The organism is Paenibacillus sp. 1A_MP2 (genome assembly GCF_052244825.1).
GTDB lineage: Bacteria > Bacillota > Bacilli > Paenibacillales > Paenibacillaceae > Paenibacillus > Paenibacillus vandeheii.
On record NZ_JBQQCS010000001.1, the window covers coordinates 4,804,802 to 4,829,405 of the forward strand.

Annotated in this window: 23 protein-coding genes; 3 read left to right on the top strand and 20 right to left on the bottom strand. The window is 47.1% G+C overall.

Going from position 1 to position 24,604, the window contains the following annotated elements; translation table 11 throughout:
- Positions 1 to 23: 23 nt before the first annotated feature.
- Positions 24 to 1,064 (bottom strand): SepM family pheromone-processing serine protease, encoded by a 1,041-nt coding sequence (locus tag ACTWJ7_RS23450; protein ID WP_301879279.1) that lies wholly within the window; start codon positions 1,062 to 1,064, stop codon positions 24 to 26.
- A gap of 203 nt (positions 1,065 to 1,267) precedes the next feature.
- Between ACTWJ7_RS23450 and ACTWJ7_RS23455 the strand changes: the two genes are divergently transcribed.
- Positions 1,268 to 1,744 carry a nucleoside recognition domain-containing protein gene (locus ACTWJ7_RS23455; protein WP_443145911.1) on the top strand — a complete coding sequence of 159 codons (477 nt, stop codon included), beginning with the start codon at positions 1,268 to 1,270 and terminating at the stop codon, positions 1,742 to 1,744.
- Positions 1,745 to 1,776: 32 nt separating this feature from the next.
- Entirely contained in the window at positions 1,777 to 2,583 is an 807-nt protein-coding gene (locus ACTWJ7_RS23460; protein WP_443145912.1) for a hypothetical protein, read from the top strand.
- On the opposite strand, the gene coaD is transcribed toward ACTWJ7_RS23460, so the two are convergent.
- From coaD to ACTWJ7_RS23555, 19 genes are all read right to left on the bottom strand, one after another.
- A complete protein-coding gene (gene coaD, locus ACTWJ7_RS23465) occupies positions 2,561 to 3,067 on the bottom strand; it encodes a pantetheine-phosphate adenylyltransferase (RefSeq protein ID WP_094936495.1) in 507 nt (168 codons plus the stop codon). The genes ACTWJ7_RS23460 and coaD overlap by 23 nt on opposite strands.
- A 1-nt stretch (position 3,068) precedes the next feature.
- On the bottom strand, positions 3,069 to 3,680 hold the full coding sequence (gene rsmD, locus ACTWJ7_RS23470) for a 16S rRNA (guanine(966)-N(2))-methyltransferase RsmD (protein ID WP_301879282.1): 612 nt from the start codon (positions 3,678 to 3,680) through the stop codon (positions 3,069 to 3,071).
- A 319-nt stretch (positions 3,681 to 3,999) separates the two neighbouring features.
- A complete protein-coding gene (locus ACTWJ7_RS23475) occupies positions 4,000 to 4,305 on the bottom strand; it encodes a hypothetical protein (RefSeq protein ID WP_301879283.1) in 306 nt (101 codons plus the stop codon).
- Between the two features lie 100 nt (positions 4,306 to 4,405).
- Entirely contained in the window at positions 4,406 to 4,711 is a 306-nt protein-coding gene (locus tag ACTWJ7_RS23480; protein ID WP_024630161.1) for a hypothetical protein, read from the bottom strand.
- Between the two features lie 150 nt (positions 4,712 to 4,861).
- The gene (locus ACTWJ7_RS23485) at positions 4,862 to 7,909 is read right to left on the bottom strand and encodes a glycoside hydrolase family 2 TIM barrel-domain containing protein (protein ID WP_301879284.1); all 3,048 of its coding nucleotides are present in this window, start codon (positions 7,907 to 7,909) and stop codon (positions 4,862 to 4,864) included.
- A gap of 182 nt (positions 7,910 to 8,091) precedes the next feature.
- Complete coding sequence (locus tag ACTWJ7_RS23490; RefSeq protein ID WP_079347028.1) at positions 8,092 to 8,922, bottom strand: carbohydrate ABC transporter permease; 831 nt, start codon at positions 8,920 to 8,922, stop codon at positions 8,092 to 8,094.
- The gene (locus ACTWJ7_RS23495) at positions 8,915 to 9,802 is read right to left on the bottom strand and encodes a carbohydrate ABC transporter permease (RefSeq protein WP_024630158.1); all 888 of its coding nucleotides are present in this window, start codon (positions 9,800 to 9,802) and stop codon (positions 8,915 to 8,917) included. The genes ACTWJ7_RS23490 and ACTWJ7_RS23495 overlap by 8 nt, the downstream gene beginning before the upstream one ends.
- A 148-nt stretch (positions 9,803 to 9,950) precedes the next feature.
- Positions 9,951 to 11,243, bottom strand: a complete 1,293-nt coding sequence (locus tag ACTWJ7_RS23500) for an ABC transporter substrate-binding protein (protein WP_301879286.1) — start codon at positions 11,241 to 11,243, stop codon at positions 9,951 to 9,953.
- Between the two features lie 364 nt (positions 11,244 to 11,607).
- Complete coding sequence (locus ACTWJ7_RS23505; protein ID WP_079347030.1) at positions 11,608 to 13,377, bottom strand: cache domain-containing sensor histidine kinase; 1,770 nt, start codon at positions 13,375 to 13,377, stop codon at positions 11,608 to 11,610.
- Between the two features lie 19 nt (positions 13,378 to 13,396).
- Entirely contained in the window at positions 13,397 to 14,149 is a 753-nt protein-coding gene (locus ACTWJ7_RS23510) for a helix-turn-helix transcriptional regulator (protein ID WP_443145913.1), read from the bottom strand.
- Positions 14,131 to 14,943: a response regulator gene (locus ACTWJ7_RS23515; protein WP_443145914.1), complete on the bottom strand. Its 813-nt coding sequence runs from the start codon at positions 14,941 to 14,943 to the stop codon at positions 14,131 to 14,133. Before ACTWJ7_RS23515 ends, ACTWJ7_RS23510 begins: the two co-directional genes overlap by 19 nt.
- Positions 14,944 to 15,225: 282 nt before the next feature.
- A complete protein-coding gene (locus tag ACTWJ7_RS23520) occupies positions 15,226 to 18,309 on the bottom strand; it encodes a X2-like carbohydrate binding domain-containing protein (RefSeq protein WP_443145915.1) in 3,084 nt (1,027 codons plus the stop codon).
- A gap of 371 nt (positions 18,310 to 18,680) precedes the next feature.
- Complete coding sequence (locus ACTWJ7_RS23525) at positions 18,681 to 19,577, bottom strand: SMP-30/gluconolactonase/LRE family protein (protein ID WP_301879288.1); 897 nt, start codon at positions 19,575 to 19,577, stop codon at positions 18,681 to 18,683.
- A gap of 15 nt (positions 19,578 to 19,592) precedes the next feature.
- The gene (locus tag ACTWJ7_RS23530) at positions 19,593 to 20,255 is read right to left on the bottom strand and encodes an SGNH/GDSL hydrolase family protein (protein WP_301879290.1); all 663 of its coding nucleotides are present in this window, start codon (positions 20,253 to 20,255) and stop codon (positions 19,593 to 19,595) included.
- 97 nt (positions 20,256 to 20,352) lie between these two features.
- Positions 20,353 to 20,673 carry an alpha/beta hydrolase gene (locus ACTWJ7_RS23535; RefSeq protein WP_443145916.1) on the bottom strand — a complete coding sequence of 107 codons (321 nt, stop codon included), beginning with the start codon at positions 20,671 to 20,673 and terminating at the stop codon, positions 20,353 to 20,355.
- 5 nt (positions 20,674 to 20,678) lie between these two features.
- Positions 20,679 to 20,996, bottom strand: a complete 318-nt coding sequence (locus ACTWJ7_RS23540; RefSeq protein WP_443145917.1) for an alpha/beta hydrolase — start codon at positions 20,994 to 20,996, stop codon at positions 20,679 to 20,681.
- Positions 20,957 to 21,139 carry a hypothetical protein gene (locus ACTWJ7_RS23545; RefSeq protein ID WP_443145918.1) on the bottom strand — a complete coding sequence of 61 codons (183 nt, stop codon included), beginning with the start codon at positions 21,137 to 21,139 and terminating at the stop codon, positions 20,957 to 20,959. The genes ACTWJ7_RS23540 and ACTWJ7_RS23545 overlap by 40 nt, the downstream gene beginning before the upstream one ends.
- A 201-nt stretch (positions 21,140 to 21,340) precedes the next feature.
- Positions 21,341 to 21,730, bottom strand: a complete 390-nt coding sequence (locus tag ACTWJ7_RS23550) for a helix-turn-helix domain-containing protein (RefSeq protein ID WP_443145919.1) — start codon at positions 21,728 to 21,730, stop codon at positions 21,341 to 21,343.
- Positions 21,715 to 22,173, bottom strand: coding sequence for an AraC family ligand binding domain-containing protein (locus ACTWJ7_RS23555; RefSeq protein ID WP_443145920.1), 459 nt, complete (start codon positions 22,171 to 22,173; stop codon positions 21,715 to 21,717). Before ACTWJ7_RS23555 ends, ACTWJ7_RS23550 begins: the two co-directional genes overlap by 16 nt.
- Positions 22,174 to 22,306: 133 nt before the next feature.
- Between ACTWJ7_RS23555 and ACTWJ7_RS23560 the strand changes: the two genes are divergently transcribed.
- The gene (locus tag ACTWJ7_RS23560) at positions 22,307 to 24,334 is read left to right on the top strand and encodes a beta-galactosidase (RefSeq protein WP_301879293.1); all 2,028 of its coding nucleotides are present in this window, start codon (positions 22,307 to 22,309) and stop codon (positions 24,332 to 24,334) included.
- Positions 24,335 to 24,604: the final 270 nt, after the last annotated feature.

Below are 24,604 nucleotides of genomic sequence, written 5' to 3' on the forward strand. Positions count from 1 at the left end.
CCAGTTCACGAATAATGATCGTTTTATGATTTGACGGACAAGGTTTTCAGATAAGCCAGTGCGTCATCCACCGTGCTAACAGGGACAAGTTTCATTTTGGTACCAATCTGTTCAGCCTTGGTTTCAGCTTCCTTATAATTGTCCTTCGGCACAAAGAAAATTTCTGCTTCTTTCCGGTCTGCCGCAACAATTTTGTGTACAACGCCACCAATTGCGCCAACCACACCTTCTTTGTTAATCGTGCCTGTGCCAGCAATTCGGTGACCTTTCGTCAAATCTCCAGGAGTCAACTGATTGTAAATCTCCAGGGTGAACATCAGTCCGGCAGATGGGCCACCTACCTGAGTATCCGTGAAAGATATCTGTTTATCCGGATCTTCTGCTTTGACCTTCTGTACCGCACCGATCATGACACCCAATGCTGGGCGAGTTTCACCCGTTTTGCTGTCCTTCACTTCAATCAGTTGAACATCGCGGCTGATGGTCTCTCCGCTTCGCTCTAATTGCATCTCAACCGTATCTCCGACCTTTTTGTTCTTCAACAGCTCAGAGAGCACCGTATTGTCTGGAGTTGCCGTTCCGTCTACACCCAAAATAATATCTCCGGGCTCAATATCTCCCTTAGGTTTTGGATCTTCAGACAGTCCAAATACAAAAATATGCTCAGGAACGATCGAGTATTTCACTCCCGCTTGCTCATAAGCTGCCTCCATTGCCGAGGATTGTGAATCACTCATGAACCAGACCTGTTCGGCAGAGTATTCCGCTTCGCTTTTGCCGCGCAGTCGATCTTCTTTTTTATCCACTTGTGCATTTCGATTAAACAAAGAGGTTCCTAGCAAAAACACATTGGCATATGTTGCCGACACTGTCGTCATCATAAACACACCGCGTTCTTCCTCATCCCCCTCTTTCACGGTAACCATTGGTTTTACTTCATCGGCACTGCCTGGCATATAAATGATATATGGCGTTGGCATATATACCGCAACATAGACGACTAGAGCGACCACGATCACAAAGATCGAAGCTCTGAATCCGCCAGATTTCCGAATCTGATTCATTGCATGAGCCCCCGTTCTTTGCGTATCTTTCAATAATTATAAGTCTAACACTCTCATGCTTTTGCATACAATGGTACAGGCCGGATAGGCCGCTGTTTACAGTAGCCTATCCGGTCAAGGCCGAAGCGCCCACGGGCGTCATTCGGCCGTCCACAACCAATCCTGGCCGAGTGTATGCGGCACTATCCATATGAGGTGAAACAATGACAATGCAGAGCGAAGTTACGGGCTCTGGACCGTTACGAACAGTACTTCTGAGTACCGGCGCTTTATTGCTGGTAGTTGCAGTAGTTGTATCTCCGAAAGATGCATTTGATGCATCTATCCAAGGTTTGGATATTTGGTGGAAAATCATCTTTCCTGCCATGCTTCCATTCCTGATGTTATCCCAAATGCTGACTGCTTTCGGCTTCACCCACGCGCTTGGCGTCTTGCTAGGACCTTTGATGCAGCGCTGGTTCCGCCTGCCAGGCAAAGCCGGACTGGCTATTGCTGTCGGCATGTGCGGCGGCTTTCCAGCAGGTGCGGATACCGCATCCCGATTAGCGCAGGATCAACAAATTACCGCCAAACAGGCGGGTATTGTTGCAGCAGCAGCTCATTTCGCCAATCCACTGATGATTATACTTGTCATTGGTGCAGCTTTCTCCACCAGCCTGCGGCCGGATATTTCCTTCTGATCGTTCACTGGGTTAGCGGCTGGATCGCTACCATGATCGGAGTACGTCTTCTGCCTGTGAAATCAAAAAATACCCGTATCACCATTTCATCTGCTGATTTGGAAAGCAATAAGGTTGCTTCCGATCCGAAAAAACTCACATCTGCGAGCCACACTGCTTCACTCAAAAAGCGTAGTCTGTGGTCCCAGATGATGCTTGCAGCCCGCGACGCCCAGGAACGTGACGGACGCGGGTTCGGCAAATTGCTTGGTGACACGGTCTCCCAAGCTGTACAAACGTTAATGATGACCGGAGGATATATGATTGTGTTTGCCGTATTTGTTCGGCTGCTCACGCTCTATATCACCCCGGATACTTCCGTAACTTTTTGGCCCTCACTACTGGAGCTCCATCTCGGGACCTATCACTTGAGTCAGAGCCCACTGACACCCGTTCTCCTGATATCTTTGCTTGCAGCCGTTCTCGGCTGGGGAGGTCTGTGCTCCCTTTTGCAAGTCTCCGCTGTGCTGAAAGCTGCCGGACTTGCTACAACGTCCATGCTGTATTTTGCCGGAGTCCGTCTGCTTCATGCGTTGGTTGCATTTTCCATCAGTTTGCTGCTGTGGCTGCCATTCAGCCGTTACAGCTCCGAGGTCTGGACCACTTTCCAGCCCACTTCAGGCAACCGTTTGGCACCATTTCTGAACAAGCAATCCCTGGTTGGCATGAACACCTCAGACATCATCGAGGCTGTCTGGAGCGGCTTTCCTGCTGCCTGTGTCGGTTTGGCATTACTGCTTACCGTCATGATCAGCCTGTCCGGGCTGACCTTCTGGTTCAACCGCCGTTTTTCTCGCTAATTTTTTGACGCAGCGCAGCTTCCACTTCAGGTGAGACCAAATCGGTGACATCTCCATGGTAGTGGGCAATTTCCTTGACGATGCTGGAGCTCAGATAAGAATACTTTGGATTGGTCATCATAAAGATGGTTTCCGCATCCGGATTCAGCTTGCTGTTGGTGGAAGCCAACTGCAGCTCATATTCAAAATCCGTCACCGAGCGAATGCCGCGGACAATGACCTGAGCATCTTTTTGCCGTACATAATTCGCCGTCAGATCACGGAAGCTGTCCACTTCCACATTCGGCAGATGACTCGTGACTTCCGTAATGAGACTCTTGCGTTCTTCCACCGTAAACAATGGATTTTTGCTCATATTATTCAATACAGCCACAACGACGCGATCAAACTGCTTCGACGCCCGGGCGATAATGTCCAGATGGCCCATGGTTACGGGATCAAAACTCCCTGGATATACGGCAATTCGTTCCTGACGATGTATCATTTCACTCATGAGGAGCCTCCTCTTCCGCTGGGCTAGGTTCTCCATCTTCTGTTGCTGCAGCAGGTGCATAATGATAGATGGATACAGCTGTCTCCCCATACAATGCCTTGCGCGTTTGTTCAAACGGGCCGAATTGCTCAGGGTAATTATATTTGGATTCATATTCAAGCACGACGGTCGCTTCCGGTTCAAGCAGATCCAGCTCGTGCATCGTAAGCATTAACTCGTCCCCATTTTTCATACGGTAGGGCGGATCCAGAAATACGAGATCAAATTGGGTGCTTCGCTTGGCGAGCGCCTTCAATGCACGACTGGCATCATTCCGGTATATAGCCGCCTGATCTTCCAGCTTGGTTGCCTTCAGATTCGCACGGATTACTTCAATACTCTTCGATTCCAAGTCAACAAAAACAGCCTTGTCCATGCCGCGGCTCAGCGCCTCAATACCGAGACCACCACTGCCTGCAAACAGATCCAATGCTGTACCACCCTCAAAATAAGGGCCAATCATACTAAACAACGCTTCCTTCACCTTGTCGGTGGTCGGCCGCGTTCCTGTGCCAGGAACAGCCTTCAGCGGTCTGCCTTTCGCACTCCCAGATACCACTCTCACTGATGAGTCACCTTTTCTCTCTATGTAAGTTTATTGATAAAGCTATCGTACCACAATCGGGTTCAGTTTGAAAAATAGTCCGTCTGCTTTCGCTCAAGAAAATTGTTGACCAAATTGTTGACGAAGATGTATAAAAAGGAAACTTCCAGGCCATCCTGTAATTATCGACATCACAAGTGTCGTAGACAACCGCGGAGAAGACTTACGTTTCCCCATAAGCTCTTCGTCCGGTTTCTCCTCTCCCATGAAAAGAAGCTCTCGAAAGAGGGCTTCTTTTTGTTATCCCATATTATGTACTTGAACCAAAGCAAGTATTATATTAAGTCCCCTCATTGTTCATCTCTTTGCTCATCTCTATGTACTTCCGATTTGAACGGCGCAAGTTATTCATTGTAATCATAAGGAGAACTATAGGCAAAAAGATATTCCATGACTGATTCTTAACCATCACGATTGCAAAGAACACCATAGCTACCCATACCAATATTTCAATGGCTTCATACTTGGTTAACGTGCGCTTGAATGCTTTTCTGGAAATGAGACGAATCAGGAAATAAGCGATTAAGCAATAAAATGCGCCCATTCCCAGTATGGCAATCAGGATCAACAACATCTCCAAGAACATGCCTCTCACCTCTCAATCATCTAATTTCCTTAATTTTACCATATGAGCGAAAGAGTGTCATCGGAATACTCGTGTCTAAACTCTCCACACCGCCCCCCATTTACTTCTCTTCACTTATAACGGTCGCGTTATAGATCACAATCCGTTTGCCATCCAGATCAAAAAGTACCTTATTCCCATACTCTGTATCCTGCAAATCAATCTTACCTTCATACGTATGAATCAACTCTCCCGAGTCACTGTAAACTTTAACCACCCGTTCCAGACCGCCGGAGTTATTGGATCGCATCGTTTTCAGCGCACGCTCACCTGAAGCCGTGTTGAAATACCAGATGAAGCATCCCACGATGATGCCCAATATGACGAGTATCGTTACCCATACACCTGTCTTTGCTTTTCTACTCAAAATAAGCCCCTCCTTCTATCCATGTCCAGTACAGTACGAGACAAGTAAGGTAGCGGTTTCATTGGCCATCAGCTCATAAGAAATAAACAGAGGCCCCCAACTTGCAGAGACCTCTGTCCTTTAGCTACATCTTATATATCCCTATCCCTATTACAGCGCACGAATGACAAATTCAAATTGCAGCTCGCTGTCCGAGGCGATGCGGTATTCCGGATGAACCGGTGCACCCCAGCTATCGTCGCCCCCGACGCCCATTTGTTTGCCGGCTACCGTTACAACCGTATAATGCACCGGAGGTAGCTCATACGCATGTTGTGCATTCTCAAGCTCAAGTGCCGTATATGGAGACACATTCAGCTCAACTGGAGCTGCAGCAGATTCAATTTTGAAGCCACGTCCCGCGTTGTCGGTCAATTTCGCCCAACGTACACCGGTGCGGTTGCCGGACTCCTGCGGTACAAGATATGGCGCAACGGTATCTGCTACCTTGCTGTTATGGATACCCAGTCGTACGCCAAATGCACGGTCCGTATAGTTTTCTTCCGGTCCCAGCGCCAGCCACTCTACGTTTTCATAGTCCGGTGAAGTCTTGAAGGAAAGGGCGTGAATCGGAAGATCTGGCAAACCTGCCGTTCCTTTATACGTATTATGCACATGCACACTACCATCTGCACGCACCGTATACGCCACTTTTACTTGTACATCTGCCGAAATATTAAGCTTGTATGTGAATTCGATCCGATATTGATCCGGGTTTTGTTCCGCTTTCCAGTTCACACATCTAGGCAGCAGACTTGCAGCATACCAAGCCCCAAGCTCGAAGCCCATGGCAGTACCTTTATCATTATCTGTGGTCGCACGCCAGAACAATGGCACTGGAGGCTGAGCAATCGTCTCGCGGCCTGACAGCTTCAGAGATACCATTGTACCGAAAGCTTTGGAGAACAGGACATGGGTTTGACCAACCCTTACACCGATATTAACGTCCCCTTCTACTACCTGAATTTCATTGGTTAGATTCAGATCCGACACCGTAGTTTCTGACTTGCCCTGAGTAAATATAAACTGTCCAAAGGCAACTTCTTCGCCTTTTTCCGCCCACAGCGTATCCGCTTTTAAGATAAACGCGGTATTCACTGCATATTCCCCACCAGCAAGAGATTCCACATTAAGTGGAATCTTCACAATAGTTTCGCTTTGTGGGCCTATGTTTACGTCCAGTGTTCCGTGCTGCACTTTGTGACCTTCATGCTCCAGACTGTATACCAGTTCGAATTCAGACGTGTCCGCAAACAAATTACCGTTAACGATTTTCACACCTTCCCGATCGGGGAACAGCTTGATGTTCTGGTACAGGAATTTTACTTCCTGCATCTTGGCAGACACTTTACGGTCTGCGTACACAATCCCGTCGCCACAGAACGAATAGTCCGAAGGACGATCGCCGAAATCTCCACCATAAGCTAGGAATTCCTTGCCGTAACGATCTTTTTTGTAGATAGCCTGATCAATGTAATCCCAAATGAAGCCGCCTTGGTACATCCGATATTTATCTTCCAGTTCCGTATACTTATGCATACCGCCAATGGAGTTACCCATAGCATGCATATACTCACAACTGATATAAGGTTTCTCCGGATCAGCGTTAAGGAATTCCTCAATGTCCGCCGGTTTGGCATACATGCGCGATTCCATGTCACTCGTCTCGTTAAAGCGACGGTCGTGGAAGACTCCTTCATAGTGAACGAGACGGGTCGGATCTGCTGTTTTAAAGTATTGAGACACTTTATAAATGACTTCACCACCATGGGACTCGTTCCCACAAGACCAGATGAGAATGGACGGATGATTTTTATCCCGCTCTACCATCGACACTGCACGATCCATAACGATGTCATGCCATTCCGGTTTATCACCAGGAATAACCCATGACGGCTCAACTGCACCAAGCTTCTGCCATGATCCGTGCGTCTCCAGGTTCATTTCATCGATTACATACAATCCATATTCGTCACACAGTTCATACCACAGGCTTTGGTTTGGATAGTGAGATGTACGAACAGCGTTCATATTGTTTTGTTTGATGGTACGAACATCCCATAACATGTCTTCTTTGGTTACAGCGCGTCCACGGCGCGGATTGAATTCATGACGGTTTACCCCTTTGAAAACAATACGTTTACCATTGATGTGCATCACTTTATCAATCATTTCAAATGTCCGGAAACCAACGGACTGAGGCACAACCTCCACCAACTCACCAGTTGCATCATATACACAAATGTACAATCGATATAAATAAGGAAGTTCCGCGCTCCACAGATTTACTTTGCCAATCTCCTCACGAAGACTCGCTAGACCATTGGTAACTTCAATACCACCAAACGTTTTCACCGTGTTGCCTTCAGCATCCCGTAGTTCAGCCTCCACTTTTGCCCCCGCAGCGGCTTTCCCTTCAAGCTTAAGATCCACGTTTAGCGTACCATTGGTATAAGACTTGTCCAGATCCGTAACAACCCGCACATCCCGAATATGCGCAGCCGGTACAGTATACAGATACACATCTCTGAAAATGCCGGAGAACCGCCAGAAGTCCTGATCTTCCAGCCAGCTGCCTGTGCTGCGTTGATACACTTCCACAGCCAGTTTATTCTCTCCGTCCTGAAGGAAGGGGGTCAGATCAAAATCGGATGGTGTGAAGCTGTCTTCCCCATACCCGACAAATTGTCCGTTGAGCCATACATAGAATGCAGATTCCACACCCTGAAACGAAATATATACCGGACTGTTCTGCCAGCCTGTTGGTAAATGGAATGTGCGAATGTAACTGCCTACCGGATTCTGGTCCTGAGGTAATGCAGGTGGACGCAGTTCATTTAACCCGTCCCAAGGATACTGTGTATTTACATATTGGATCTGACCGTACCCTTGGAGCTGAATATGCCCCGGCACTTCAATATCATCCCAACCGGCACTGGAGAAGTCCTGCTTGTAAAAAGCTTCGGGACGGCAATCCGGACGGATGGCGTAATTAAATTTCCACGTTCCGTTAAGGTCGTAGCGCATAGCCATTGCACCGGATGCTTTCGCTTCTTCCATCGTGCGGTAATAACGATGATCCGAGTATGCGTTGAGGCGGTTTACTTCAAATACGCTCACATCGCCCAGCCAGTTGATATCTGCATGTGTTGCTTTCATTCGGCTCCCTCTCCTCTTGAAACAAATATATTTATTACTTATTCAGTGCAAATCCTTATTTTCCTTTTACGAAACAAACAGAAACAAACAGAAAGACAGAGGCACGCCATTTCAGGCGTCCTCTCCTCTCTTTCTGCATTGACGTCCATTCAGACGCTTTTAAAAAGATGCATTAATTGAAATTACTTGACGGAACCTACCATACCCGCGACAAAGTGTTTTTGCATAATGAAGAATACAAGCGCTGTGGGTAATGTCGCGATGACGATGGCGGTCATGATAACACCATAATCCGGTGAATAACTGGAACCGAGGTTCGAGATTAACAGCGGAATCGTCTGTTGGTCTGGCGTTTGCAGCACCACGAGAGGCCACAGGTAGTTATTCCAGCTGCTCATGAATGTGATGATCGCAGCAGCTGCATATGTTGTTTTCATCGTTGGCATGTAGATCTTCAGGAAGATTCCAATTTCGCTCAAACCATCAATCCGGCCTGCTTCAAGCATCTCTTTCGGGAACATTTTGGTGTTCTGACGGAAGAAGAAGATCAGGAACGCTGTTGTGATAGTTGGCAGAATAACGGCGGCCAGCGTATTGATTCCAATAAACGGTGCAAAACCGGAAATCGTAGCAAACATTCGGTATAAAGGAACCATCAGCGCTGCGAACGGAATCATCATGGACAGCAACAGAATGTTAAATACGATATCCCGTGATTTCGTCCGGTACACTTCGAATCCATAACCGGCAAGAGAACCGATCAACAGTGCCAGGAGTGTGGAAATGACTGAAACGATCGCCGAATTCCCCAGAGCCTGTACCAGGTTCGTCTGCTCCAGCAATTTGTTGAAGTTATCAAGGAAAAATGAGCCGGGAAGCAATCTGCCTTTGGTGACATCTACAGAAGCGTTTGTCGAACTGACGAGCATCCAGAAGAACGGGAAGATGGACACAAATGCAACGATGGACAAGAAGACATACGTGAATATACGTTTCGCTTTTGCTTTAGCCATTTCTCTCACCTGCCACTTTGAACTGGATAATGGACAATACGATAATCATCAGCACGATGGAATACGAAACGGTTGCCGCATATCCGAAGTCCGGTGAATATTTGAACGAAAGGTTATAGATGTACTGGGAGATGGACATCGTCGCGTTACCCGGGCCACCTTTGGTGATGTTCATAATTTCATCGAAAATTTGCAATGTACCAATCGTCGATGTAATGGAGGTGAACAGGATAATCGGTTTGAGCAATGGAACAGTAATTTTGAAAAATTGCGTGAAAGCATTCGCGCCATCAATCCGTGCAGCTTCATAGATCGACTGATCAATGTTCTGAAGGGATGACAGATAGAAAATCATGTTATATCCGGTCCAACGCCAAGTAACGGCGATTATAATCGTAATTTTAGCCCAGAACGGGTCAGTGATCCATTGAATCGGTTCAGCAATCACGTGAAGATTCATCAGGAATTGGTTCACCATACCGTCAGAAGAGAACAGATATTTAAATACAACCGAGTAAGCAACCAGCGAGGTTACACACGGCAGAAAGATGGCAGTACGGAAAAAGCTGCGGAAGCGCAACGTACTGTCATTCAACAAAACGGAAATAAACAAGCCGAGAATAATCATGACAGGCACTTGAATGATCAAGTACAGAAATGTGTTGGATACGGCAGTGCGGAACGTGGTGTCACTAAATAATCGTTTATAATTATCAAGGCCCGTAAATTCAAGATTGGCTCCTACACCAGACTTGAACGATAAGAGCAGCGCTTGCAGCATCGGATAGAAGTAAAATGCAACGATCCCGATCACAGCGAGCGAAATAAAAGCCCATCCAGTCAAATTATTTTTCTTTTGGAGACTGTCTCCTGTATTCATGGCTTTCACAGTATGGCTCCTCTCTCTCCCGTGTAACATAGATAGAACCCAGGGAGCCTTCCACCATGTCCGGGTCGGCTATTGCTTGCGCCAGACAGTGGAACGGCTCCGATGCTTCCTTGGGTTCTATAAGTTACCGTGGATCATCTTAGTGTAATTGTGTTTCAGCTTGTTTCTGTGCATCAGCCAGAACGTCATCAATCGCCTTGCCGTTCAGGAAGTTCTGCATTTCAACAACCAGAATGTCCTCGATGGCATATGTGTTGATACCGTAGTTTACGCTAGGAATTTCTTGTGTCCATTTTGCAAAATCAGCAAATACTTTTTGTCCGCCGAAGAACTCATCGGCTTTATCAAACGCTTCGCCTTCTGCTGCCGGTTTGTACGTACCGATCGCACCAATGTTGTTCAGCAAATCTTGATACAATTGTTTGTCAGAACCGAATGTTTTACCCATGAAATCAGCAGCTTGGTCTGCACCAGCAACATTGTTCATGACGTACCATGAGCTACCACCCAAGTTGGATGCATGTACAGAATTCGATTGTCCAGCCATTTTAGGAAGCGGTGCTACCGCCCATTTGCCGGATTGGGATGCTTCTTGACGAACAGATGGTGTAATCCAGTTTCCTGTAGGAATCGTAGCTACATCACCGTTGTTGAATGCTGCCACGAATTGGCTCCAGTCAGAGTTCAGCTTAACGACATTTGCATCCATCATTGCTTTGTAGGTTACAAAAGCTTCTTTCAACGCTGCATTGCCAGCCAGATCAGGTGTTTTTCCATCTTCCTTGGAATACCATGAACCTGCGGATTGGATCATCATGCGGATCAGACCCAAATCGTTGGGATCAAGTGTGATCAGGTCCTTACCTGTTTTGGCTTTCACATCTTTACCGATTTTGATGTAATCATCCCATGTGATGTCCTGAAGATCAGCTGCTTTGTAGCCTGCTTGCTCCAGCAGATCAGTTCTGTAGTAGAGACCTGTTACACCGGAGTCAAACGGAACACCGTACTGTTTACCATCAAAAGCCGTAGGTCCCAGTTTGTACTCTGCGAAATCGGAAGCTTTGATTGTAGAGGACATATCTTTAAACGCATCAGGATATGCACTCAAAAAGCTTTGTGACCGATAGTCCTCAATTAGAACGATGTTAGGAAGACCACTGCTTGTTCCAGAATTCAGGCCGGTGTTCAGCTTCTGAATAATAGCATCTTGAGCATACTCAACGATGTTAATTTTCAGATCAGGATTTTCCTTCTGATATGCTTCTTTTGCTGCTTCCATTGCAGCAACGTTAAATGCCTTGTCCCAAGCCCAAATCGTAATTTCATTGGCGGTTTTTTCACCTTCACTTGCCGTATTTCCTCCACCACCGGAAGAACATGCAGACAATAACAGAACAGTTACGAGCATCAATACCCACATTTTTTTCAAACCATTCAACTCCCCTTAACCTCTTTGTTTGTAAATTGCTTACGTTTTCTGAAAGCGTTTGCTTTCGATATATTCATCTTATCATTCCCAAATCTTCATTCGTTAGTAATAATTTTGTGTGGATTTGTCATCTTATTGCCACAATGAAAACCTTTACAGAAACCGCTTGCATTAAATTTGTTTTTTTGTAATTTCTTTTGATTTTGTACTTTTTTGATCTGAATATTTTACAAGTCAGGCTTCATTCTCAGGCTTTACGCACCAAAAAGACCCTCCCGTGTTGTCATTGACAAGACAGGAAGGCCTCCTATTTGAAGCTGCTTTCACTTAAATAACGTCCTTGCTTTCACTTAAGCCCTATTGTTTAGCTCGTAATCAACGGGAGTGTAACGGTAACCCTTGTCCCCTCTCCCGGTTTGCTCATTATCGTTACACCATAAGGTGCCCCGTACAACAGCTCTATGCGATCATGTACATTCCGTATACCAATACCGCTGAACAACTGTCGATTATTCTTCGGATTAGGCAGCGACTCACCCATTGAGAATCCTTCGATCCCGTCGCCGTTATCCATAATCTCGCATATCAATGACTCTCCGGCTCTGGAGACCATCACATGAATGGTTCCTGTTTCCTTGGAAATGAATCCATGGAAGAAGGCATTCTCAATAAAGGGCTGAATCACCAGCTTGGGCACATGATAATGCGTACAATCCGGAGCTACGTAAAAGGCCGCTTTAATGCGTCCTCCGTATCGGACATGATTAATGAATACATAGTTTTTCAGATTTTCGACTTCTTGCTCTACCGTTATTGTCTCACTCACGTTACTAATCGTATTTTGTAATAAAGAGATTAGCGCATTAATGGTTTCGGCAGCCCTGTCCTTGTTCCCCTGCTGCACTAGAACTTTAACGGAAGCCAGAGTGTTGTATAGAAAATGAGGATTAATCTGGCTTTGCAGCGCCGCCAGCTCAGCGTTTCGCTGCTCTCGCTGTGTAAGTACCAGTTGATCCACATAGTCATGCAGTTCATCCAGCATGTAGTTATAGGCATGACCCAGCTGTCGGCTCTCATAACTTCCGCTGACCGGAATATAGTTGTCCAGATCACTTTTGGTAATATTGGACATCTGCTTCACGAGTCTGCGCAGTGATTTGGTGATTTGATTCGTAATTAGAAATACCAGTATGAGGGCAGCAGCCACAATGCCAGCGCAAATCAGAGCAATGGTCTTCATATCAATCAGCTGCCCCATTGCGAGATCTTTGTCGACGACGTTTATGATATAAAAACGGTAAAATGGCAAGTACTCGGACAATACCACACTGTCCTGATCCATGACTCGCGCATTTAACCCTTTTGCAGTTTCGTTATTATTCATTTCTCTGGCATAGGTCAGCAATTCAAGTTGAGTGGTACCGATCCACTCTTCCCGATTGGACGATACAATCTCACCCGCATCATTCAGGATAACCACATCGTTGCCTCGGCTCGTGAAACTGCTATAGAACTGACGAAATGCGTTCTCTCTCATAGTCACATACAATGTACCGTAGAGTCGATTTTCAGCACGATCCGTCAAGGCCTTGGTCGCTGAAATCATCTGCCCGGCAGTCTCATCATTCGTCTGATAGTCGTCAAAAATGATCCGATTCGGACTTGCCGCTGCTTCCAGCGTTATCGGCTGTTCTTTCAATTCATCCGCTGATAAACGAAGATGAGACCGATCGGTGGAATACGTACGCCCATTAATACCGCTAATCGTAATACCGACTTCATAGGACTCTGTGATCGACTGAATCCGGTCCATCGTTTCCCTCATATTATAATAGGATTTTGCCATAGTGAGGGAGTCACCCTCCCCCTCAGACAAATAACCACGGATCGCCCCGCTTTGTCTAACATTATTGGATACAGCAGCGATCGCATCGTTAAAGGATTCAAAGTTCGTTTTGATCTGGCTAAGTACCTTGGAGTTCGTAATACTGAACGTCTCGGTAAACAGCTTGGTCGACATATGAATCGATGTCCATAGAATGAGTACGGAAACAAGAATGATGCTGACCACCATAACAAGGAACAGTTTCGGAAAAAGCCCGAGGCGGGAAAATGCGTTCATCCATTTCTTCATTTATTTCTTCCTTCTGACGTTATGCCCAGAATTTTCGCCGGTATCGGCTGGGTGACAGTCCGGTAAATTTTTTGAACACCTTGCAAAAGTAGCTGTGGTCGGAATACCCTACCATACTGCTAATTTCGGAAATGGTGACGTCATCCGACCGGAGAAGTTCCTCTGCCTTTTCGATTCGAATTTTGTTCAAATATTCGTTAAAGCCTTCTTTTTTGTGTGAAGAGAAATAACTGGACAGGTACGAGGGATTAAAATGAAAATGCTTCGCTACTTCGGCAAGTCCGAGCGGCTGATCAAAGTGCTCATGCATATATTCCAGCAGCATTTTCATATTTGGATCACTTCGTCGTCCGCCCTCTCCACTAGTACATTCCTGTACCTCAGTCATGAATTGGTCCAGCACAGTCATGGCTTCCCTGAGGCTGGAAGCTCCATCCACATGTTTGAAATAGGTATATTTGCCCTCTTCCAGCGCAGCAGACTGAACATCCATATCTGCCAGGGTGATGGACACGTTAAAGATCAGGTTGCCCAAGAAGGACTTGATTTCGAACACATCTGCAATATAATCCCTTCCCAACGTAAGGGCATACTCCTGCAAATATTCTCTTGCCGCTTCTGTTCGATTTCGCTTCACATGCTGCAAAAACATGTTCACGTTGAACTGGTACCCGGCAGGGTGAAGAGGCGGAAGTTCGCCATATACCAGAATAGAGCGATCCTCATAATAAAAGCGATACTCCATTAGTTTGATCAGACGCGTTCGATACACGTTTCCCATCTCTTCAAATGAAGAAAGCTGTCGCTCAGCACCCAGCAAGATCCATCCTGGGCTTCCTTGTTCTTGCTCGCCAACTCCTTAATCTGCTGCACCATCCATTCATCCTTCGAAGGGTCTACATTAAGGAGCACCACCGGTGATATGCCTTCCGCCGGAACGATTGCACACTCTACGTCAGGGAGCAAATCCCGTAACCTGTTCTCCAACTGCCCGTTATCCAGCTTGTGCACATGTACCTGTGTATCCTGCGGCTTATATACGAGTAAACGAAAGCATCGGTGAGGAAACGTCTCGCTAATGATATCCATCTCGTTACTCTCATCCAATGTAAAACCGGACAGCATCTTTTCCATCAGTTGCCCGAGCCTCCACCCATCATGTGTAGGCTCAAACTGCAATTCCGGAATTTTGCCAGCGGTACGTTGAAGCACTTGTAATAATTCATTGGTATCCAGTTTCGGTTTCAAAATGTAGTCTGCTGCTCCATTCTGGAGCGTTGAACGTACATAATCGAACTCACTGAAGCTGCTAAGTACAATAACCTCAATCTGCGGATGGCTGGATTTTAACGTCCGGACAAAGGTTTCCCCATCCATCACAGGCATTACGATGTCCGTAATGACAATATCCGGCTGTAACGACTGTACCTGCTCAAGTCCTTCTTCTCCATTGGAAGCTTCACCTACAATCTGAAAACCTTCAGCTTCCCAGTTCATATGGTGCTTAATGCCTTGCCTTACAAGAAACTCATCGTCAACAATCAGCACCTTGCACAACCGGTTCATGACCCTTGACCCCCTCGTCTAATCTTTCTTCTATGTCTACAGGTTATACCATCATATATCGGATAGAATAGCCTTCCCGTGTTAGCGGTTACATTTATTTTAAAGTTTTGTACTTCTTTTTATATCGCAAAACGAACGTTTTATCAATGGAAACTCTCTTTAGTGTACACTATATTTCGACAAAATAAGAAGCCTTGACCCGCCATGAATCTTTTTTGGCGAACCAGGACTTCTTATCCATGTACGTTTAGATTAACTCAAACTTTCATTTCAAGTTTAAGTCTAAGGTTCGATTCCCCATTGAAGACTTCCCGCAATATATCCAGTTACTTTTGACCAATCGGTATAAGCGGTTTGAGCCGGTGCAAAGGAATAATCATCCGTCTGCGTGTAGTTGCTCCAGTCGTTTTTGGAGAAGCGGGCTTGAATTTCAGTGCTTTGCCCCGCTGCCAGTGAACCGGCAGAAGCCTTGAAGCCAATCTCCAGCATGTAATCCGCTCCGGTCACCGGGGTCGACAGCGCACTAAACGTACCTGTAACATTGTCGTTTCCAGCCGTTGCCCAGTCACAGAAGAAGCTTTGGGTCTGAGCGCCGTTAATCGTATAGTAGTAACGAATTTTGACATCGGAAAGATTGATCGCCGTTGTGCCTGTATTCGTTAACTTGATCTTGGGATTAACGGAGTTACTCGTTGCTGAAGTCGTTCCATTAAACATCCCGATTCGAATGGCGCCCACGGGTACAACCGTCGTGTCTTTGATAGTCAGATTCAGAATCGTATCATTGCCTGCACTGAAATGGAAGGTTAATGCTGCGCTTCCCTTGGGCAAAGAAGCCAGATAGGTTTTGCTCAGCACTACCTGATTGCCCGATAATGTGTAATCCGTACCTGCAACCAGCGTTGAACTGCCGTTACGGATCGTACTAAGTGTGTTTCCATTCAGTGTCAACATGACAGGAATATCGGCCTGGTTGCCTGGATTCTTATCAAATTCAGCATTTACTGGTGTGATGGTCGAGCTGGTTACCGGAGACCCGCCTCCACCTTCTCCACCGCCATTGTTCCCGCCAATACGGTCAGCATATAAAATGCCCCGTCCATTCGTTCCCAAATACACTCTTCCATACAGACGTGGATCACCTGTAATTGTGGTTACACGTGCATATTGATGCTGATTATCGTTAATCCGTACCCAATTCGCCCCGCCATCATCGGAACGGAAAAATCCACGTGTTCCGTCGATCTTTGCAATCGTGTACAGCGCGACCCCGTTCTGTCCAGGCGCCGCTTTACCAAAACCGATGCTGTCCGCTTCCTCCACATTTGCAAGCTTGGTAAAGGTCGCTCCTGAATCGGTGGAATGCCACAGACCGTATGGCCCTCCCTCTTCACTGCCACCTGCAAACCAGAGCTCACCTTCTGTACCTGGAACAGCGTCCAGATCTGTATTTCCTTCAACCGGAAGTCCGGTAGCCGCAGAAGCGGTGAAGGAGGCACCACCATTGGTGCTCACATAGACTTTACCGGCAGCAAATCCATAGAATTGGTTTGGGTTCACCCGGTCGGAGATCACTTTGGCCTGTGCGGGTATACCTGAACTCGCGGTCCATGAGTTTCCGCCAGTGGAATAATGCACACCCTTGTCTGATGTGCTCCATACAAGTCGGTTACCATTTGCAGAGATAGCTACGGTTCCTCCTCCGGTTGTTCCGGCAGGCTCTGCGTTTGCTTTATACCACGTGGTCCCACCGTCGCTGGATAAACCAATAGATTTTGCATTCGGATCAGCCGTGTAGTCTGCTTTCCCTACGCGAACCATAGTACTTGGACTTAACTCTGCAAAATCCAGACTTTCCGTAGAAGAGTAGTTGGGGCTGGTAAACATCGTAGCTGGTGCCTGATCCAGATCGTTATGACGGAATCCCGAGACATCCCCTACACCACTTAACAAGTGTGCTCCGCTTGGCGGGCTGATCAGATCCAGGACTGCGATTTCCTCCACGCCTTTGGCCATCACAGAAATATTAATTTTGTTGCCCTCATCCCAGTCTGTCAGATTTTTGGTTCCGTAGATGGTCGCGCCTGTTCCATACATCATACGGTCAGAATCAAATGGATCAATCTCCAGATCACCAATCATCCAGCCCAGCTTTGGAGAAACTTCAGGGGGTGCAGGATTTGTCCCAAAGGTCAACCAAGGAGCAGCCGATATATCCTGTGTATAGCGCATTTTGCGGTTTGGATATGCTTCAAATTCCCAGATACGGGTCCAAGTAGCTCCACCGTCCGTACTGCGGAACAGATTCGCATCAGGCCACCAGGAGTTAAGGGTTGCTACCATGAGTGTACCAGGATGCTGTGCATCTACTGCCAGTCCGCCGTATCCATAATAATTATCCGTGCTGCTGCTTGGCACCGGACTAATATTGGTCCATACCCCTGTAGACGTATTTAATTTCCACAGGTCTCCCTTTTCCCCATCATAAGGGCCCGCACCATCACTGTAAGAGATATAAAGATTGCCATTGGCATCCATTTCCCCGTGATGAGGCAGATAGCCTGTAGGCTGTCCAGCGACAGCAGTCCATGTTGCGCCTCCATTCGTACTGCGGTATATGCTTTGATTTTTGTCGGCTACCCCGACATAGATGGTCTGTGTTGCCTGTCCAGCAGAACCTGTAGATTTGTCAAAAGTAATCCAAGATAGGCCTACAATGTCACTGGTATACTCATAAGACGGGTCCTCCACATACGTTCCCGGATTCGGGAAGCTCGTTACTTTGCTCCAGGTTACGCCGTAATCCGTACTTTTCCACAGTCCATTACCACTGCGGGCACCAAAATACAAAATGCTATTTTTATTCGGATCAATAGTCAGGCGTTCCCCCATGGAACGTCCCGGCATGTTACCGCCGACTTTGAACGGAAGAGTGGTTGTCTGCCAAGTATCCCCGCGGTCCGTAGAACGCAGAATGGAGCCGTTGTTTTTGTCCCATGAATTCGTGTACGTGCCAACAGCCATATACACTCGATTCGGATCAATCGGGTCTGTTGCCAGCGCATCGACACCGTTTTTGTTCCAGTCATCCCAGCCGACAAAATCGGTGAGCGGAATCCAACTTTCATTCGCAGGATTCCAGCGATAGGCTCCCCCGATATCGGTCCGGGCATAGATCAAATCTTTCTCTGACTCATTGAAAATAATCCCCGGCACAAAACCACCACCAGCCCCGGTCACGACATTTTTCCACTGGTATGAATCACTCGGTGCCGCATCTGTTGTTCCAACGAGTACGCCCAATGAAACTGCTGCAACGGCAACCGTCAAACTCATCACCCGCAGCTTTCCCAAAAACGTTTTCATAGTAACTTAGCCTCCTCTTCAATATGTTCATCGCATCCGGTCAACTCCCGCTGTGTCATCCTGTTGATGAGTGCAGTGTCAGACATTTAATGCATTGGGTCAGGCAACCAGCCCCACCTCCTCTCCAATTTATAAAACGCTTTCATAAATCGATTTCGATAACCATTCACTGGATTATACTTTCAATACATAACATTCGATAACCATTAAAAAACCCCTTCTGCTCGAATTCTATTTTTTGTAATTTTTTTCAGTATATCGCTTTCACAACACAAAGAAGGCTGCTGCTTGATCCAGCACCCTTCTCCATTGACATGCTATTGTATAAAAGAAAAACGCAATCCCAGTAACACGGTTGTTCGTTCCTTCATTTATTTGCTATCCGACTGTATTACATTGCCAAACGCGTAGGTTTTCTGCCCTTTCACACCCGGTCTGACTACAAATAGAGATCCTGCATTCGGAGTCTCTAGCAGCCGCTCTTCACTAATACCAATCCGGGCAGTCGTAATATACAAATCCTCCAAATCCGGCCCTCCGAAACAACAGGATGTCACCTGATCCGCAGGTATCTCAATCTGTTGCAGCAGCTCTGCCGTATGGGGATTCCAGCGTGTGACTCTTCCTCCGCCCCAATGGGCAATCCACAGCATTCCCTCACCATCTACAGTCATTCCATCCGGAAAGCCAAATTCCTCCGGGATAGCAATAGCACTTGTCCGGTTCGTAAGTTCTCCAGCAGCCAGATCAAAATCAAATCGATCAACAGAACGTGTCGGCGTATCAATGTAATACATCGTTTGCTGATCCGGACTCCAGCCCAATCCATTGGACGTGGACACATCCCTGAACATCGTTCGAACAGGCTTTCCTTCCTCCAGACAATAAAATGCCCCCGTCTTGCTTTCGTTCTTCATGCTCATCGTTCCTGCCCAGAAGCGGCCAAGCGAGTCACATTTCCCGTCATTGAAACGGTTGTTGTCCTTGCCTGTTTCAGGATCCTCAATCGGCTGCAGCTCTCCCGTGAGCAGGTTATAGGCGTGGAAGCCACTGCGCAAAGCAACGACAACCTCATCACCATGGTATGGGACAACCGCACCTACATGCTCGCCAACATCATAAGCCTGATCTTCACCTGTAGAAGGATCATATACGTGTACCTTATACCCTTCAATATCCACCCATAATAACCGATTGTGTTCTGCATCCCAGCTTGGACCTTCGCCCAGCAACGCCGGGGTATGTACTGCAATGTTCAAGTTGCTCATGCCATCACATCCTTTTTATGATTTGACGCCGCCTGACCATTCGAAATCAATGGCATCCAGGAATGCTTTGGAAAGAACCATATGGCCTGTTGCATCGGGGTGAACCCGATCATACGTCAGCACGGACGTATAGAAATGATCCCAGAACGGTGTAAATGCAGCCTGTGTATCCACGTAAATGGCATCATATTCAGCGGCTACTCTGCGAACAGCTTCCCCGTATACGTCCATCGTAGCCCGCATCGGATCTTCCGGGTTGGCTTCCAAATAATAAGGAGACATCAGAACAAGTCCTTTCAACCCCGGACGAACAGAAGCAACCAGCTCACGCAGTGTAGATTCATACTCCTCCAGGAAAACATGCGAATCTGTAGATAGTGGATTGTCAAATTGACGCCATACATCATTAATCCCGATCATGATGGTTAGCCAGTCCGGTTTGAGATCAAGCACATCACGATCCCAGCGCTGCTTCAAATCACGGATCGTATTCCCACTATTACCCACATTTTGAATCCGCAACATCAACTCCGGGTAGATGGAACGCAGCAGGGCATACACTTGTGCCACATAGCCATGCCCTAATCCAGAACTGCCTTCACCAACAGGATGTTCACGGCCACAATCTGTGATCGAATCTCCGATAAAAAGCAGCTTATCATTCTTTTGCAATTTCATTGTCGTTTTCTCCTTCGCTCTCATAAGCGTTAAAATAGGTGAGATCACTCGTATTCAATTTCATAATCAGGAAAGACAGAGCTCAGCCAGCGCAGGGTTACCACCCTTGATTTTTAAGCCAGGTCAGGCACAGGTCAGACCAGGCACGAACGGCATGGTTATCCTCTGCCAATCCCAGACCATGTGAACCTTTTTCGAAAACATGCAAATCATAGGGAATGCCATGCGCACCCAGGGCAAGCGCATAACGCAAACTGTTTTCCACCGGGACCGCCTGATCATCACTCGTATGCCAAATAAATGCTTCAGGGGCGTCGGCCTTCACCTGCTGCTCTGCACTGAAGGCCTTGATCTGTTCGGCAGTCGCATCTGACCCAAGCAGATTTTCACGAGAACCGGCATGTCCATAGGATTCCATCGTAATTACCGGATAACAAAGAATAACCCGATCCGGGCGTGAACTCTCCCGTTCAATAGGATCTTCATGATCTGGTTGACCCTCGTCATACAAAGTTCCCAACGTGGCTGTAAGGTGCCCCCCGCCGAGAAACCAAGCACCGCAATTTTGGAAGGCTGAATGCCAAATTGCTCGGCATGAGCCCGTACATAACGAATTGCACGCTGACCATCTGTCATTGGTGCCGGGTGCTGGTGAGGCGCCACGCGGTACTTCAGCACAAATGCACTAATTCCCGCACGGTTCAGCAATTCAGCGATTGGAGCTCCTTCATGGTCGGCCAAAAATCCATAGCCCCACCCGGACATATAATGACAGCGCTCTCGGAACCTGGTTGAATAAATGGAATCAGATGGGGCATTTCATCCTCATGGCCCTTGGCCGCATAAGGTGCTGCATGGTCCCATAATGGTATAGTTGACGTCACTTCTATCATCCTCTCTAAATTGAACGGATGCATTGATCCGTATAATCGTTTTCCAATCTAAGGAATCGATACCATCATAACGGGAAGCACCCATACGCATCAATACCTTCCTGGCATCACTTTTTATTCAATTTGTAACAGGTTACACCGAATGTCCCTACTTGAACAGTGTTTTATAGCACATGGATTACCTCTCAATGATTAGTATAACGTTCGATACTGTTCCGGAGTTACGCCCTCAATCCGCCGAAATGTAGCCACAAAGTGGCTCGCATCCCGAAATCCAACCTTCGCTGCCGTTTCCTTGACGGTCAGTTTGCTGTTTCCTGTCATCCATTCTTTCGATTTGCGGATACGAAGGAGTATGAAATAACTGTAGGCGGTCATGCCAAAGGATTGTTTGAAAAGGGTATTCAAATGCCTTGGCGTAATGCCTGGAATGGCGGCCATCTGTTCAAGGCCAATATCGGGATCGGCGTAGTTTTCATTCATAAATGAAATTAACGGAGCCAGCCGTTCCACAGCATGCGAGATCGAAGAACGACTACCCGTCATGCCATGCTTTTTGAGTAAAATCAGAAACCGGTACATGTCCGCTGACGCTTCCAAACCGGATAAATCCTGATCACTGCTGATGGAACCCAGCACTTCCCGCCCATAGTATTCAAGCGGGCTCTCCGAATCCCATTGATGAAGGGCAGCCTCCCCAAACCAAGTGATTCTGTGATGGCCGGACACTGGGCACCTCCAAATGTAATGTAAAGTGTCTGCCACTCTCCCTGCGAGGGTACATACTCGTGCGGCTCATTCGGCGGCAGCAAAATGCCGGACGTCTCTCCCAGCAGTACAGTTGAACCTGCAAATCTGAACTCTCCGGCCCCCTTCACCGTCTGAAGCCAGTGATAGCAGGGATAGCCCGCTGGTCTGGAGACACTCTCCTGATTTCCGTTATATCCGATGCTCTCGATGTAGAGCGGAAGCGGCCGATCCCGTGAGGTCATAAAATATCGCCGATGATCGGGTTTGATGAGCATTGAGATTCTCTCCTTTGAACAAAAAACAAGATTACAGTTCCATATTCTTATATGTTTCATTACTTTTCTTATATTTTAAAAGTCATATCCATCATATAGTATAGAATTATTCTTATACAAGAGGTGAACACATTTGATTAGCAGCAAGTTACCCAAAATGTTCTACGGCGGCGACTATAACCCTGAACAATGGGATCATGAGACTCATCTTGAAGATCTGCGCATGTTCCAATTGGCAGGTATTGATATTGCGACCATCAACGTATTTTCCTGGGCACTAATTCAGCCTGATGAAGTCACTTATAATTTTGAAGGACTGGACCAGTTCATTAACAGTCTCTATGAAAACGGCGTTTACATTTGCCTCGCAACAAGTACTGCTGCACATCCAGCGTGGATGGCGAAGAAATATCCGGATGTACTACGTGTGGATGCTGATGGACGTAAACGCAAATTCGGTGGACGGCATAACTCCTGTCCGAATAGCCCAACCTACCGCAAATACTCCGAGAAAATTGCAGACAAGCTGGCGGAACGTTACAAGGATCACCCTGCTGTGCTTGTATGGCATATCTCCAACGAATATGGCGGCGATTGTTACTGCGATAACTGCGAGAAAGCGTTCCGCGTGTATCTCAAAGAACGCTATCAGACTCTGGAGCAGCTCAACAAAGCATGGAACACCAATTTCTGGGGGCATACATTCTATGATTGGGACGAAATTGTACTGCCAAGCAACCTGAGCGAGCACTGGGGAAACAACAATTCTACGTTCCAAGGCATCTCGCTTGATTATTCCCGCTTCAACTCTGACAGTATGCTTGATTGTTATCGGCTGGAATATGATGCGATCAAAAAACATATCCCGGATTCGGTCGTTACGACCAATCTGATGGGATTCTTCAAACAACTGGACTATTTCAAATGGGCTAAGCATATGGATATCGTTTCTTGGGACAGTTATCCCGGCCTGGCAACTCCGGTCAGTTACACCGCTATGGCCCATGATTTGATGCGTGGACTGAAGGACGGTCAACCCTTCATGCTGATGGAGCAGACACCCAGCCAACAGAACTGGCAGCCCTATAACTCACTGAAACGTCCCGGTGTCATGCGTCTGTGGAGTTACCAGTCCGTGGCTCACGGCGCGGATACGATCATGTTCTTCCAGCTTCGCCGTTCCATCGGCGCCTGCGAGAAGTACCACGGCGCTGTAATTGAACACGTAGGCCATGAGAATACGCGCGTGTTCCGTGAAGTCGCAGAGCTGGGCAAGGAATTGCAGCTGCTCGGTAACAAGACGCTGGATGCCACCGTTGATGCCCAAGTGGCAGTTGTGTTTGACTGGGAAAACTGGTGGGCAATTGAGAAATCAAGCGGACCTACCGTTGCACTGAACTATGTAGACCAAATTCACAAATACTACGCTGCCTTCTTCCGCCGCAACATTCAGGTGGACATCGTTAGTGTGGATACGGATATCAGCAAATACGACATCGTTCTCGCTCCAGTACTCTACATGGTGAAACCGGGCTTTGCAGGCAAACTGGAGAAATTCGTTGAAGCAGGCGGTACATTCCTGACAACCTTCTTCAGTGGTATCGTCAATGAGAGTGACATCGTAACAACTGGTGGTTACCCGGGTGAGCTTCGCAAACTGCTCGGGATCTGGGTCGAAGAAATTGATGCCCTGCTGCCTGAGCAAAAAAACAGTATTGTCCTGAAAGAAGCTTATGGTGATCTTCAAGGAGAATATGGTTGTGGCATGCTGTGTGACCTGCTGCACAGTGAAGGCGCTGAAGTCATCGCCGAGTATGGAGACGATTTCTATAAAGGTATGCCTGTCGTGACACGTAACACATTCGGTCAAGGTGAAGCCTGGTATGTAGCTTCCGATCCGGAAGACCGATTCCTGGACGATTTACTGGGACAACTGGCTGCAGCCAAAAATATTGATTCCCTTCTGAATACGCCGGAAGGTGTTGAAGTGACTGCTCGTACCAAGGATGGACAGCAGTACCTGTTTGTCATGAATCACAATGCTACTGCCCAATCTTATGATCTCGGCAAGGCTAAGGCTCATGATTTGCTTACAGATCGGTCCCTTTCAGGTACGATTGAGATTGAAGGCCGCGGTGTGCAGCTGCTTGAAATGAAATAATTTTGGAAAACCGATGATACAACATGTTACACGCAAATCGCGTTGATTCATATTTGTAGCTTAAATGAGTGTCAATTGTTAAAATTTGAAGTATTATAGGATTGAACCTGTTTCAATCTGCTACTTCCCGTATCCGTTTAGACCGGATACGGGTTTTTGTCATTATTTGTGAGGTTCTCGGTTAGAAGGAAATACCGAGATGCGAAGCGAATTGGACGAGACACACAATTTAACGACGCCCCGCCGGGAAAAGGAAGCGGCCCCTCTGAA

Bases quoted from the DNA above. Each gene is read 5' to 3' on its own strand.
- coaD (WP_094936495.1), bottom strand. From the start codon at position 3,067: ATGATACATCGTCAGGAACGAATTGCCGTATATCCAGGGAGTTTTGAT.
- ACTWJ7_RS23495 (WP_024630158.1), bottom strand. From the start codon at position 9,802: ATGAATACAGGAGACAGTCTCCAAAAGAAAAATAATTTGACTGGATGG.
- ACTWJ7_RS23550 (WP_443145919.1), bottom strand. From the start codon at position 21,730: ATGTACCGGTTTCTGATTTTACTCAAAAAGCATGGCATGACGGGTAGT.
- ACTWJ7_RS23515 (WP_443145914.1), bottom strand. From the start codon at position 14,943: ATGAACCGGTTGTGCAAGGTGCTGATTGTTGACGATGAGTTTCTTGTA.
- ACTWJ7_RS23505 (WP_079347030.1), bottom strand. From the start codon at position 13,377: ATGAAGAAATGGATGAACGCATTTTCCCGCCTCGGGCTTTTTCCGAAA.
- ACTWJ7_RS23450 (WP_301879279.1), bottom strand. From the start codon at position 1,064: ATGAATCAGATTCGGAAATCTGGCGGATTCAGAGCTTCGATCTTTGTG.
- ACTWJ7_RS23475 (WP_301879283.1), bottom strand. From the start codon at position 4,305: ATGTTCTTGGAGATGTTGTTGATCCTGATTGCCATACTGGGAATGGGC.
- ACTWJ7_RS23530 (WP_301879290.1), bottom strand. From the start codon at position 20,255: ATGAAATTGCAAAAGAATGATAAGCTGCTTTTTATCGGAGATTCGATC.
- ACTWJ7_RS23460 (WP_443145912.1), top strand. From the start codon at position 1,777: ATGATCGGAGTACGTCTTCTGCCTGTGAAATCAAAAAATACCCGTATC.
- ACTWJ7_RS23535 (WP_443145916.1), bottom strand. From the start codon at position 20,673: ATGGAATCCTATGGACATGCCGGTTCTCGTGAAAATCTGCTTGGGTCA.
- ACTWJ7_RS23485 (WP_301879284.1), bottom strand. From the start codon at position 7,909: ATGAAAGCAACACATGCAGATATCAACTGGCTGGGCGATGTGAGCGTA.
- ACTWJ7_RS23490 (WP_079347028.1), bottom strand. From the start codon at position 8,922: ATGGCTAAAGCAAAAGCGAAACGTATATTCACGTATGTCTTCTTGTCC.
- ACTWJ7_RS23520 (WP_443145915.1), bottom strand. From the start codon at position 18,309: ATGAAAACGTTTTTGGGAAAGCTGCGGGTGATGAGTTTGACGGTTGCC.
- ACTWJ7_RS23455 (WP_443145911.1), top strand. From the start codon at position 1,268: ATGACAATGCAGAGCGAAGTTACGGGCTCTGGACCGTTACGAACAGTA.
- ACTWJ7_RS23555 (WP_443145920.1), bottom strand. From the start codon at position 22,173: ATGCTCATCAAACCCGATCATCGGCGATATTTTATGACCTCACGGGAT.
- ACTWJ7_RS23525 (WP_301879288.1), bottom strand. From the start codon at position 19,577: ATGAGCAACTTGAACATTGCAGTACATACCCCGGCGTTGCTGGGCGAA.